Genomic DNA, 14,047 nt, shown 5'->3' with positions numbered 1-14,047 from the left:
TAATTTCTTTTTGGTTGGCAAAGATAAACATTCATAGATAAATTATAATAATTGGTTTACCAATATAAAATTTGAAAATAAGTAAGTGAATAATACGTATTTGTAAGTTTTATACTTAATAAAAACGTTTTGTATTGCATTTCATCGATTTTATTTGCTCTTAAACGATATTATTATCAATATTTGTCTCGTCAAAATCCCCAAATCATGAAAAAACTATTATTATTTATTTCGATCTTAATCTCTACTCTAGGATTCTCACAGGCTATAACGGTTAGTACAACCAGTTATACTGTACCACAATTGGTCAACAATGTTTTGATTAATTCCCCTTGTGTCTCGGCGACGAATATCACATGGAGTACGGGATCTAATTTTGGTTCCTCTAATGGAATTGGATTCTTTCAAAACACCAATCCCAATTTTCCTATGCAAAGTGGTGTAGTTTTGAGTACCGGAAATGCTTTGAATGCGCCAGGGCCGAACACCTCAATTTTAAATGATGGTTCAGTTGCTTGGCCCGGAGATGCGAGTCTTGAAGCTACATTAGCAGCAGCAGGCATTCCAATGGTTTCTTCGAATGCTACTGTATTGGAATTTGACTTTACACCAATTTCACCTAATTTTAGTTTTGATTTTATATTTGCTTCTGAAGAATATGGTAATTTTCAATGTCAGTATTCTGATGCTTTTGCATTTTTATTGACTAATATGAATACCGGAATAACTACCAACTTAGCGGTAGTACCTAACAGTAATAATCCTATTTCTGTTGTAACCATTAGAGATTTTCTTTTTAATTCTTCGTGTCCTTCGGCGAACTCACAATATTTCGGGAGTTTTAATGGTGGTTCAGGTGCTGCAGGTGCTGCCACCAATTTTAATGGACAAACTACAGTATTAACTGCGGCTTCAGTTTTAACTCCGGGTGTGCCTTATCATATTAAATTAGTAATTGCAGACAGATTAGACCCACAGTCAGATTCGGCTATTTTTATGTCTTCTGACAGCTTTAACATTGGACAAAATGTTTTAGGTTTAGACTTAACTACAGCAGGCAATAATGCATTATGTTTTGGAACAACTCATACTTTAAATACCGGTTTGAATGCCAGTGATTACACCTTTGTTTGGGAAAGAAATGGTGTGGTATTAACTGGTGAAACTTCACCATCTCTTGTAATTAACCAAGAAGGAGATTATACTGTTACTTATACTAATAATAACAATTTTTGCCAACCCATTTCAGACACAGTAACTATAGAATATTATCCAGAAATAGTTTCATTGAATCCAAGAGCACTATCAAGATGTAATACCGGTGCAGCTCTCTATTCTTTTAACTTAGATTCAAACACTAGTAGAGTAAAGCAAGGTTTAGATCCTTTAACTCAAGTTACTTATCATCTTACGCAAAATGATGCTAACAACAATCTTAATCCGTTACCTCTTCAGTATGATACAGCTTATGACCTACTTATTTATGTTAGAATTCAATTGCCAAATGGTTGCTTTAGAGTTAAATCATTCTATTTAATAATATCTCCGCCCCCAACAGCAACACAGCCACAAGATTTGATAATGTGTTCTAGATCTCATGCTGATAACGATGCTTATTTCAATTTAACTTCGCAAACTCTTGCTATACTAAATGGACAGTCAACCTCAATATATACATTAAGATATTACACCTCGCTACTTAACGCAACCAATGCGACTAATCCTATATCTACTGCTAATTCCGTTAATTTTTTATCCTCTGAACAAACTATTTATGTTAGGGTTTTCAACTCAAATGACACGGCTTGTTTTAGTACTACAAGTTTTAATCTAATCGTAAACTCGACACCAATTGTTGATGATTTAGAAGACGTTATAGTTTGCTCAAATTACACCTTGCAACCACTAACCCACGGGAACTATTTTACGGAAACAGATGGTGGAGGCACTATGCTGAATGCCGGTGATGTTATAACTGAGACCACAACCCTATATATTTATAATCAACCTAGTGGTTCAACTTGTGGTGCAAATAGTTCATTTACCATAACAATTCTTGATATCCCTTCGCTTACACCTTCCAGTATAACGAATTGCGGAAGCTATACTTTACCGTCATTGGATTATGGAAAATATTATACCGGACCGGGTGGATCAGGAGCTGAAATTCCTGCAGGAACAATTATCAATACTTCACAGACCATCTATCATTATTTTGTAACCGATACACCTCCTCTTTGTGTAGTGGATGCAAGTTTTACGGTTACTATTCTCCCAACTGTTGAAGTTGGTGAAAGAGCTAATGTTTTTGAATGTTCTTCGTATACTTTGCCGGCTTTGTCTTTAGGAAACTATTTTACAGGACCTAACGGAAGCGGAACACAACTTGCTGCAGGAACGCAAATTACTACCAGCCAAACGATTTATGTTTTTGCTACTACAACCGGGACAACACCTTGTAGCGATGAAGACAGTTTTGAAGTAGTTATTGGGTTAACAGCGCCTCAAGATGTAGCCCAATGTAATGGCTATACATTGCCTGAATTAGCCGTGGGTAATTATTTTACAGGTCCTAACGGAAGCGGACAACAAATTCAGCCAGGTACAGTTATCAACTCCAGTACAACACTGTATATATATGCTGTAACCGCAAGTGGTGGATCAAACTGTACAAATAATTTATCTTTTACTATAAGCATAGCGCAACCGTTAATTGATACATTAAGTGATGTAGTCGTATGTGAAAGTTATACACTACCGGCGTTAACTCATGGAGAATATTACACAGAAACAGATGGTACCGGTACATTATTGTATCCGGGTGACGTTATTATTTCAACTCAAACAATTTATATTTTCAAAAGATTGAATAGTACTTGTTTCAACCAATCAACTTTTACTGTAACAATTAATCCATTACCGGCAATTAGTTCAAGATCAGATATTGATATTTGTGACCAATACGTTTTAACCCCTTTACAAGTAGGAAATTATTACACTGGCCCTGATGGTACAGGAGCAATAATCCCAGGCGGAACGGTTATCACAACCTCTCAACTGATTTATATTTATGCCATTTCTAACTCAACTCCGGCTTGTAGTGCACAAAATAGTTTTCAAATCAATATTTTTACAACTTCTGCAGATGAATTAGCTAATGTAACCGCTTGTGATAGCTTTACTTTACCAACTTTATCAACAAACAATAAATATTATACACAATCTGGAGGTCCAAATGGAACCGGAACAGAAATTTTGGCCGGAACCACAATTACTTCTACACAAACTATTTACATTTACAAAGAGTCTGAAATTAGAACTGCATTCTCCTGTATTGATGAAACATCATTTACAGTAACCATTAATAACACTCCTATAGTTGCAACTATGGCCAATGTGTTTGCTTGTAATTCTTATACACTACAACCATTAACTGTTGGTAACTATTACACAGGCCCTAATGGTACCGGAACTATGTTAAATGCCGGTGACGCTATAACTTCAACTCAAGTTGTTTATGTTTTTGCAAGAACAAATACTACTCCGGATTGTACCAGCGAAACTAGCTTTACCATCACTATTTTTAACGTAGATGATATACCCAATGTGACAATTTGTGAGAGCTATACTTTGCCTGCTTTGACCATTGGAAACTATTTTACAGGACCAAACGGAACAGGAACACAACTCCCTGCAGGAACTACATTTTCAAACTCACAAACTATTTATATTTATGCTCTTTCGCCTTTCACTCCTAGTTGTTCTGATGAAAGCTCATTTACAGTAACTATCATTGATACACCGGTTGCTAATCCTGTTCCAGTTGCTCAAAGAACCGTTTGCGATGAAGATGGAACGAATGATGGGGTAACTCCTTTTAATTTATCAACTTTGTCTGCTGCCGTTTTAGGTGCTCAAACCGGAAACGAATTCACTGTTGCTTACTATGCTTCATTAGCCGATGCTTCAAACCAATCCAATGCTATTGCAACCACTACTCTTTCAACTATTTATGTTAGAGTTAGCAATACTTTAGCTACAAGTTGTTTTGACATTAAGCCAATTACAATTATTGTAAACAAACTCCCTGAACCGACTCCAATTGATGGGGTAATCTGCTTTGACAGTGAAACACAAACACTTTTAAATGCTTACAATATCTTTAGCGGATTAAGTTCAGCTACCCATACTTTTGTTTGGACAAATGAACAAGGTGTTACGGTTGGAACCGGAAACAATTATACTGCTGTATTACCAGGAGTTTATACTTTAGTAGCCACTAGAACTTCAACGGGATGTAGTTCAGAACCGGTAAATGTAACTGTTATTGCCTCTGAACCGGCAGTAGTTACTTATACTGTGACAGAAGATTTTTCGGATTCACAATACATCACTGTTGTTGCTACCGGTCAAGGAAATAATTTTGAATACCAATTGGATAATGGACCATTCCAAGACAGTCCGGTTTTTGAAAATGTTTTATCAGGTGTACACACAATCACTGTAAGAGACAAATATGGATGTGGCTCTACTACTATTCAAGCTATAGTAATCAACTATCCAAAGTATTTCACCCCTAATAGTGATGGTTACAATGATACTTGGAATATCTCTAATTTATCAAATCAGCCAAGTGCCAACATTACGATCTATGACCGATATGGAAAAACCATCAAACAAATAAGACCTAGCGGAAATGGTTGGGATGGCACCTACAATGGAAACATGATGCCTTCTGATGATTATTGGTTTGTAGTTACTTATACTGATGAGAATCAGACGAAACAAGAGTTCAAGGCGCACTTCGCTATGAAACGGTAATTTCTAATTAAAAATAACATTTAAAACTCTCAATTTTTTTGAGAGTTTTTTTGTTTTTACTGTAACAAATAAATGTTTTTCAAGTCTACTTGGTTGAATCAAATTAACAACTGTTGAAGAATCATCTTCATCGGTAAAAATCTCAACATTAAATCATCAATTAAAACAAAATGAAATTTAAATTATTTTTTCTTTTAGTGCTTAGTAATTTTTCAATACTAATGGCTCAAAGTTCAACAAACAATGGTATAATCTCGGGTAAAGTAATCGACAAAAATTCTAAACAACCAATACCATATGTTAATGTGTCTGTTCTAGAAAATGAAAAAATCATTACCGGAGGAATCACCCAAGAAAATGGTAGTTTCTCTATAAAAGGTTTGGCTTTAAAAAAATACACCATTGAAATTCAATTTATTGGCTATAAAAAAGTAATTCAAACAGTGACTTTATCAGAAAGCGATAAAAACGTTAATCTCAATACGATTGCTATTGAAGAAGAGGCAGTACAATTGACCGGAGTTGAAATCGTAAAAGAGCGTTCAACTATCGAACAAAAAATCGACAGAAAAGTAGTTAATGTTGGAAAAGACTTAATCGCTTCCGGAAATACTGCTTCAGAAATCATGAACAATATTCCAACGGTTAGTGTTGACCCGCAAACCAAAGAATTGAGTTTGAGAGGAAATTCAAACGTAAGAGTTTTAATTGACGGAAAGCCTTCAAACATTGATCCGGCTCAATTGTTACAACAAATTCCGTCTTCTTCTATCAAACAAATAGAATTGATTACCAATCCTTCGGCCAAATACAATCCGGAAGGCATGAGCGGAATCATCAACATCATCTTACACAAAAATTCACAAGAAGGTTTCAACGGAAGCATCAATTCAGGCGTAACTTTTGGTATCACTCCTAAAGTCAATACAGCTTTGAATCTAAATTATAAAGTGGGAAAAGTAAACTTCTACACCAATTATGGTTTGAATCATGGCAAAAACGCTAATAACGGTTACATCGACAGTTTCAGACCACTTTTCGAAAACAATCAAGAATTTGGTGGTTCAAACTTGAATACTTCTCATCTGATTAAATTTGGAATGGATTATTTTATTAATGAAAAAAACACGATTTCCTTTTACACCAATCAAAACATTGTAAATGGCGGAGGATTTGGCTACACGAATATTGATTATCTGAATTCATTATTGAGAAATTCTAGACAAACATCGGATTCTGACACTGAAAACCATACACAAACTTATGATTTAGCTTATAAACATGATTTTACTAAAAAAGGAGAAACTTTAGATTTTCAGGCTAACTTTTCGAATACTAAAAGTCCGGAAAACACTGACTATGTATTTGCTCAAACCAACCCAACCTCAACAAGATTTACCAATAATGACATCAAGCGTGATACCGATTATTTGCAAATCAACTTAGATTATGTAAATCCGTTATCAGAAACGGTTAAGTTGGAAATTGGTGCTGAAACGCGTCTACAAAAAATCACAAACGATTTTGATGAAGTAATTACTGAGTCACCTACCTATAGTAGAGTTGGAAATTCAAATTTTGAATTTACCCGAAATATTCATTCTTTTTATACCAACTTAGGTAAGCAATGGGAAAAATGGAGTGTACAAGCCGGAGTAAGATTGGAACAGTATGAAATAGATGGCGATTTTGAAAACGTGGTATCTTCCTCAGATCCGACCGAGAATATCAATGACCAAAGCAGTATCAAGGACGAGATTTTCTCAGTTTATCCCTCTTTATTTTTCAACTATAAAGCCAGTGACAAAGATTCTTTCAACTTCAACTACTCAAGACGTGTTGACCGACCAAGTATTGGCCAAATCAGCCCGATCAGAGAATGGACAACGCCATTGGTTGAATCAAGAGGAAACCCGGCATTAGAACCGCAATTTACCAATTCATTCGAAGTAAATTATACCAGAACAACTAAAATAGGCTCGGTTACTACCGGTGTTTTTTACAGACAAATCAATGATGAAATTGGTAGAATCATTTATAAAAACCCTGACAATAACAATCAAGACATTATTTCTTATGACAATTTTGATGATAATAGTGCCATTGGTGCCGAAGTTTCTGCCAACTTAAAGTTAACCAAATGGTGGTCAGTCAATGCCAGTAGCGATGCTTATTTTAAAACCGTTAGAGGAACGGTTCAAAATGCCAATACCCAAGAACAAGAAAGAGCCGAAGCCGATGTAGTCATCTTCAATGCGAGAATGAACAACAACTTTGTAGCAACCAAAAAATTGAGATTCAATTTATTTGCCATGTACAGAGGAAGAGATTTAGGGTTACAGTTTGAAAGAAAACCTATGTATAAAATGGATATCGGGTCTACATATACTATTCTAAAAGGAAAAGGAAGTATTACCGCCCGAGTAAATGACGTTTTTGAGACAATGAATTTCGCCTTTGATGGAAATATTCCTTATCGTCAAGTGGGAGCCTTTTACTGGGAAAGTCAAACCTTCTATTTAGGATTTAACTATATGTTTGGTGGTGGCAAAAACAGTGCTATGCAACGCAAACAAAGAGATCAAAACGAAACACAAGGTAGTGGTGGCCTTTTATAATTATCACATGGATTATTTGAATTTAGTTGTTATGAAAAAGCCAAACGTAAAGTTTGGCTTTTTCTATTGATACAGGTTTGTTTTTACCACTTTATAATTGCACTTGCCCAAGTAAATCCGCTACCAAAAGCTGCCAAAACAATAGTGTCGCCTTCTTTGATTTTACCTTGCTCCCATGCTTCTGTTAAAGCAATCGGAATAGAAGCAGCTGTTGTGTTCCCGTATTTTTGAATGTTATTAAAAACTTGGTCGTCTCTCAATTTGAATTTTTGCTGAATGAACTGAGAAATTCTCAAATTCGCTTGGTGCGGAATCAGCAAATCAATATCTGAAACTTGTAAATTATTAGCTTGTAAACCTTCGTTAATGACTTCACTAAAACGAACTACTGCATTCTTAAATACAAATTGTCCGTTCATGTGAGGAAAATAACTTTCGTCTTCAGGATTATTTTCAGCGATAATATCAGTCACCCATCTTCCGCCCATTCCCGGTGCTAAAACGGCTAATTCTTTAGCATGTTCTCCTTCTGAATGCAAGTGTGTTGAAAGAATTCCTCTTGTAGCATCTTCTTCTCTGCTTAACATTGCAGCACCTGCGCCATCACCAAATATTACTGAAACACCTCTACCTCTATCGGACATGTCTAAACCTAAGGATTGCACTTCTGAAGCAACCACCAAAATATTTTTATACATTCCGGTTTTGATAAATTGGTCGGCTACAGATAACGCATATATAAAACCTGAACATTGGTTACGAATATCTAAAGCACCAATAGTTTTTAAACCTAATTCTTTCTGCAAAGCCACACCCGGTCCCGGAAAATAGAAATCGGGAGAAATCGTGGCAAAGACAATAAAATCAATGTCATCATGAGCAACACCGGAACGTTCTATGGCAATTTTAGCCGCCTTTACACCCATGGAAGTTGTTGTATCTTCGCCTCTTATGATGTGTCGTCTTTCTTTGATACCGGTGCGTTCCTGAATCCATTCATCATTGGTATCCATTATTTTGGCCAAATCATCATTGGTCACAACATTATCGGGAACATAAAAACCTAAGCCTGTTATTTTGGACTGGTACATATTTCGTTTCTATTAATTTAGTAAAAATGAAGCGTTAAAAGTAAGCATCTTTTAAAAAAGCACCACACAAGGTAGTCATTTTTTAGAGATTGCTAAAATATGGGTTTGGTATTTTATTTAAAACTTAGGCAAAAGAAACCACCTGGCAATAAATCTTCTTGACTTTCAAAAAAAAGGATTTGGGTTTTGTATTTTGCCTCTACCAAATAATGACTGCCTTTGTAATAACTATTGACGATTTCAACTTTTAAATCAGACTTTGGAACCACTTTCAATTGATGTGGATAAACATATTGAAGCTTACCATCGATTTCAATTTCATTAACGTCTCCAAAAAGCGAAGCGATGTATTTGTTGGTTGGATTTTGGTACAAATTTTTAGGCGAATCCGCCTTGATAATTTTGCCATCTTTCATCACAATCACTTCATCAGAAAAAGAAAGCACATCAGAGCTATCGTGTGTTGCCACAATGGTTGTGATTTTTTTTTCTTTCAGGTAGGCAAACAATTTTCGACGCAAACTATTCTTTCTGAAATTATCGATATGGCTAAACGGTTCGTCTAACAACAACACTTCGGGTTCGAGTGCTAAAACTCTGGCCAAAGCCACGCGTTGCATTTGTCCACCACTGAGAAACTGGGCTTTGCTATTCTCATATTCGGTCATTTCAACAATTTCAAGTAATTCAGCTATGCGTTCTTTTTTCTTGTCTGCATAAATATTTGAAAGGTATTTACCTACATTTTCCGCGACAGTAATAAAAGGCATTAAATCAAAATCTTGCGCCAAATATTTCATATATTCCATACCGGGAACTAAATGATATTTTGGCCCTAAAACTTCATTTTTGTTCCATAATATTCGCCCTTCGTTTAAATCATATAAGCCATAAACCAGTTTAAGCAACGTACTTTTTCCACAGCCACTTTCACCAATTACCACTAAGCTTTTCCCTTTTTCTAATTGAAAAGAAACGGAACTCAGTGTGGGTTTATCTTTATAAGAAAAAGAAATATTTTGAACTTTCAGCATGGGTTTAAGGAATTGGTGCCGGTATTAAATTTCACAAATGTGCAATTTTGCATAATCTCGCATTGTTTTTTTTACAAAAATCCTCAACTTTGTTGAGATTATGGTCTATTCACGGAACAAAATAATTTATTACACAAGATGTTCAAATATACTTTGAAATATGAAATTGAAATTAATTATTTTTCTATTTATCGTTTTTGTTACTAACAAAACTTTGGCTCAGGTGGGAATCAATACAACTTCACCCGAAGCCCAATTTGATATTCGCTCGAGTAACCAATCTACTCCGGCCAATACTGATGGTATATTGATCCCAAAAATAGACAGCTTTCCTGCCACAAATCCAACAGCATTGCAACAGGGAATGTTAGTTTATCTTACTACAACTGCAACATTTGCGAGTAGCAGTCGCACTCCAGGTTTTTATTATTGGGACAATGGGACAGCGAATTGGATTGGCATTCAATCCAGTGAAAGAATTGATTGGAATATTTTGGGAAATGCCAATACAAATCCGGCAACCCATTTTTTAGGAACAACTGATAATCAAGATATTGTTTTCAGAAGATTTAACATTAGAGCGGGTTATATTGGAGATCCAACTTATGACGGTGGTTTCAATTTTAACAATGGAAACACTTCTTTTGGTGCTAATTCAATGCTTAATCCTACCATTAATTTTGGAACACAATCTGGAGTAAGAAATACCGCTTTTGGTGTAAATGTCATGCCGAGTTTAACAACCGGAAGATTAAACGTAGGTGTCGGAGAATTTGCTTTATTCTCCAACACATCAGGAATCACAAATACGGCTATTGGTTCAGGAGCGTTATATTCCAATAGTTCCGCCAATAACAATGTGGCCATTGGAAGAAATGCTTTGACTACATCCAATAGTGACAATAATACGGCAGTAGGTTTTGCTGCTTTACGCCAAAATGTTTCTGGCACCAACAATACCGCTTTAGGTTATGAAGCCTTGAGGAATGTTTTGGGCAGCGGAAACGTTGGTATAGGATATCAAGCAGGAAGATTAGAAACGGGAAGTAACAAACTGTACATTGAAAATTCGAATGCTGATGCTTCTAACGCTTTGATTTATGGTGAATTTGACAATAACATCCTAAGAACAAACGGTACGCTACAAATAGGAAATCCAACAACGACCGGCTATTCTTTTCCAACCAACAGAGGAACAAACGGTCAGTTTTTACAAACCGATGGCGCAGGAATTACGACTTGGGCAACCGTTCCAGTGAATACAATAAAACCATATACAACCACCGGAGCAGCCACCGGAATTTACAACGTTTCTTTGACAGAATATACCATAAGAGTTTTTGGTGGTGTTTCGGAAATTCGTTTGCCAAATGCTATTGGTAATGCCGGTAAAGTATTTATCATTATTGGCAGTAACGGCATTGGTGCTAAGATTTTTTCAACATTAGGCGGAATAATTTATGACGATGTAACCAATACCATATTAAATACTTTAAATGCAAATACCCGATATATGGTACAAAGCGATGGTGCCGACTGGATAGTGATTGGAAATTAAATTGGCTTTTTATAAAAAAAGATAAGAGCGACGGGACTCAAACGTGGAGTGTCGCTCTTATCAACCTAACCAATAAATAAACAATCTTTAATTCTGAATGTATTTTTCAAATGACTTAGTGTCAATTCTTGCTTTTAAATCATGTAATAAATTATACAATCCGAAGAAGGTTCTGTTGATGTATAAAAAGTGCTTTGAACCTCTATTTCCATTCATTTTTCTGAGTTGGGTGTCTTTAGAAAATTCTTCACCCATTTGGGCAATTTTACCAAAGAAATCTTCGTCTGAAAAATCAAAATAGTCGCCATGAAACGGTTTGGTAAACAAACTCAGCAAATCGTGAAATATCTTGGTAAAATAGTCTATTTCCGCTTTGCTGTCATCGTGACGCAAAATTTCTAATTCATATAATTTTTCATTGAACAATTTTGGATTGCCAATGATTTCAGGTTTTGCCAATTCAAAATACGGAATGTAAAATTCTTCCGGAACGTGCTTGATACAACCAAAATCTATAGCCACTAATGTTCCATCAGCATCAATTAAAAAATTACCCGGATGCGGATCGGCGTGTACTTGCTTCAAATGGTGCATTTGGTACATATAAAAATCCCATAATGCTTGCCCAATTTTGTCGCCTTTAACCCTATCTTTATTGTGCGCTGTGAATTCTGAAAGATGCTCTCCGTCAATCCATTCCATTGTCAAAATCTTCTCTGAAGAAAATTCTGGATAATATTTCGGAAAACGCAAGTTGTCTATTTTGCTACACCAATCGGATACTTCTAAGCTTTGTTTTAATTCCAAGATATAATCCGTCTCTTCCAATAACTTATTTTCTACTTCCAGAAAATACTTCTCAGAATCCTTTCCTTTCAGATTAAACATTCTGGTGGCAAAAGGTTTCACCAAAGCCAAATCAGAGCTAATACTATCCGCCACTCCCGGATATTGGATTTTCACAGCAAGTTTTTTCCCATTTTTTGTTGCTTTGTGTACCTGACCGATACTCGCCGCATTCATAGCATCCGGAGTGAAGGAGTCGTATAATTCTTCAGGATATTTTCCCAAATATTTTTTAAATGTTTTTCGAACCAATGGCGCTGACAAAGGCGGAACCGAAAATTGTGACAACGAAAACTTATCGACATAAGCTTGCGGCATAATGCTTTTGTCCATGCTCAACATTTGAGCGACTTTCAAAGCACTTCCTTTTAAGTTTTTCAATCCGTCATATATATCTTCAGCATTGCTTTCATTTAGCTTATCACGGTTTAAATTAGGATTCACTATTTTTTCACCATAATAAGCTACGTAATTCCCTCCAACTTTAATTCCGGTTTTAACCAGTTGACTGGCGCGTTCAATTTTACCGGTTGGGATTTTATCTAATGTTTTCATTTATTGCATTTTTTCTTTCCAAAGAAATTTGCCTAAATCAAACAAACTTTCCAATGGTTTAGTATCTAATAAATCCACTACAGTATTTACTGATTTTTCAATCAAGACATCTGTTTTTTCGAAACTTTTAGAAGAATCATCCATCCAAAATTTCAATATGAATAAGAACTGAAGCCAAGCACCTTCAGAGAAAACAGGTTCGGTTACTTTCGCTACTTTCCCGAATTGCTCTGAGGGTTTTGACTTTATTTTATCTACGATATATTCTTTAAAATGGTTTCTGAAAAGTTTTAAGTTTTTCAAATTTTTTAATCCTTCCTTATTTTCTTTTAGTGAAAACAACACATAACTTCTATTCAACGTTAGAATTTCAAACAAAGTAAAATAAAGTGTCAATAATTTATTCTTGTCCGAATAACTCTGAAACTCTTGCTCTTTTTCAATTGTAGCGATAGCATTTTCCAAAAACTTGACCCAAATATTCTGTTTTACAACTTCTAACGAACCAAAAAAGGAATAAAAATCGCTTTCCTCTATTTCATGCTTCTTACAAAACACAAAAGCATTTTTGGGTTCTTCATTGGATTCTAAAACATCATTAATAAACAATTCTATAATGTAATCGTCATTAATGATGTCTTTTTTTGCCTTAGCGCGTTTAGTTGTTGCCATAGTGTTGATTTTAAAAGATACGTAAATTTACAACTGTTCAATCATTTTTTAAAATAACTAAACAAAAAGTTTTGTTAAATGTTGTTCAAAAAAAATGAAAATAAAAAAAGCGTTCACTTGTGGTGAACGCTTTCAATTAAACATAAATGATTCTTATTTTCCCGCTTCTTTTTGAGCTTCTTGTACCATTTTCTCATTGGCCGTGATAGCAAACTCCACTCGACGGTTTTGACTTCTTCCTTCAGGGGTATCATTAGTTGCAATAGGATCTGCAATTCCTAATCCTGTTGTAGTAAATCGTCCTGATGACAAACCTTTACCAGCTAGATAAGTTCTAACTGAGGCAGCTCTTTGCTCAGACAAGGTTAGATTATATTCAGGACTTCCGGTAATATCGGTGTAACCATAAATCTGAATATTAGTATCAGGATATTGATTAAATACAGGAACCAATTTATCTAAATTAGCTTTGGCAGTAGTTGTAAGTGTTGATTTGTTAGTATCAAAGCGCACTGCATTTTCTCCTAAAACCAATCGTATTCCTTCACCAACTCTTTCCACTTGGGCACCAGGCAAAGCTGTTTCAATTTCTCTGGCCTGTTTGTCCATTTTGTTACCTATTACACCACCCGCAACACCACCAATTACACCACCAAGAACAGCCCCAAGAGCACCATTCCCTCCTTTTCCGATATTATTTCCTAAAACTCCACCTAAAACAGCTCCTCCAACAGCCCCAATGGCCACACCTCGTTGTGAATTACTGGTGTTTTTTACTGCTTCACAACTGGTAAAAACTGTTGACAAAACCATTAAACCTCCTAATAAAATTGCGCTATACTTTTTCATGTT

At 35.5% G+C, this 14,047-nt stretch carries 8 protein-coding genes; 3 read left to right on the top strand and 5 right to left on the bottom strand.

Annotated elements, in window-relative coordinates:
* The first annotated feature begins 207 nt into the window (after nt 1-207).
* The gene (locus ACK4R1_RS06065) at nt 208-4,821 is read left to right on the top strand and encodes a choice-of-anchor L domain-containing protein (RefSeq protein ID WP_409684675.1); all 4,614 of its coding nucleotides are present in this window, start codon (nt 208-210) and stop codon (nt 4,819-4,821) included.
* Between the two features lie 170 nt (nt 4,822-4,991).
* Nucleotides 4,992-7,439 (top strand): TonB-dependent receptor domain-containing protein, encoded by a 2,448-nt coding sequence (locus tag ACK4R1_RS06060; protein ID WP_409684674.1) that lies wholly within the window; start codon nt 4,992-4,994, stop codon nt 7,437-7,439.
* Nucleotides 7,440-7,522: 83 nt separating this feature from the next.
* Here the strand turns inward: ACK4R1_RS06060 and ACK4R1_RS06055 are convergent, their stop codons facing one another.
* Nucleotides 7,523-8,530, bottom strand: coding sequence for a 3-oxoacyl-ACP synthase III family protein (locus tag ACK4R1_RS06055; RefSeq protein ID WP_409684672.1), 1,008 nt, complete (start codon nt 8,528-8,530; stop codon nt 7,523-7,525).
* Nucleotides 8,531-8,643: 113 nt separating this feature from the next.
* Nucleotides 8,644-9,564: an ABC transporter ATP-binding protein gene (locus ACK4R1_RS06050; protein WP_409684670.1), complete on the bottom strand. Its 921-nt coding sequence runs from the start codon at nt 9,562-9,564 to the stop codon at nt 8,644-8,646.
* A gap of 160 nt (nt 9,565-9,724) precedes the next feature.
* On the opposite strand from ACK4R1_RS06050, the gene ACK4R1_RS06045 reads away from it, so the two are divergent.
* Complete coding sequence (locus ACK4R1_RS06045) at nt 9,725-11,122, top strand: hypothetical protein (RefSeq protein ID WP_409684668.1); 1,398 nt, start codon at nt 9,725-9,727, stop codon at nt 11,120-11,122.
* Nucleotides 11,123-11,209: 87 nt separating this feature from the next.
* On the opposite strand, the gene ACK4R1_RS06040 is transcribed toward ACK4R1_RS06045, so the two are convergent.
* The 3 genes from ACK4R1_RS06040 to ACK4R1_RS06030 all read right to left on the bottom strand — a co-directional run bounded on the left by ACK4R1_RS06040 (nt 11,210) and on the right by ACK4R1_RS06030 (nt 14,044).
* A complete protein-coding gene (locus ACK4R1_RS06040) occupies nt 11,210-12,523 on the bottom strand; it encodes an ABC1 kinase family protein (RefSeq protein WP_409684666.1) in 1,314 nt (437 codons plus the stop codon).
* Nucleotides 12,524-13,195, bottom strand: a complete 672-nt coding sequence (locus ACK4R1_RS06035) for a TetR family transcriptional regulator C-terminal domain-containing protein (RefSeq protein ID WP_409684664.1) — start codon at nt 13,193-13,195, stop codon at nt 12,524-12,526.
* A gap of 153 nt (nt 13,196-13,348) precedes the next feature.
* Nucleotides 13,349-14,044 carry an OmpA family protein gene (locus ACK4R1_RS06030; protein WP_409684662.1) on the bottom strand — a complete coding sequence of 232 codons (696 nt, stop codon included), beginning with the start codon at nt 14,042-14,044 and terminating at the stop codon, nt 13,349-13,351.
* Nucleotides 14,045-14,047: the final 3 nt, after the last annotated feature.

Source organism: Flavobacterium sp. (genome assembly GCF_046293665.1).
Lineage (GTDB): Bacteria > Bacteroidota > Bacteroidia > Flavobacteriales > Flavobacteriaceae > Flavobacterium.
This window is presented reverse-complemented; position numbering and strand designations above follow the sequence as displayed.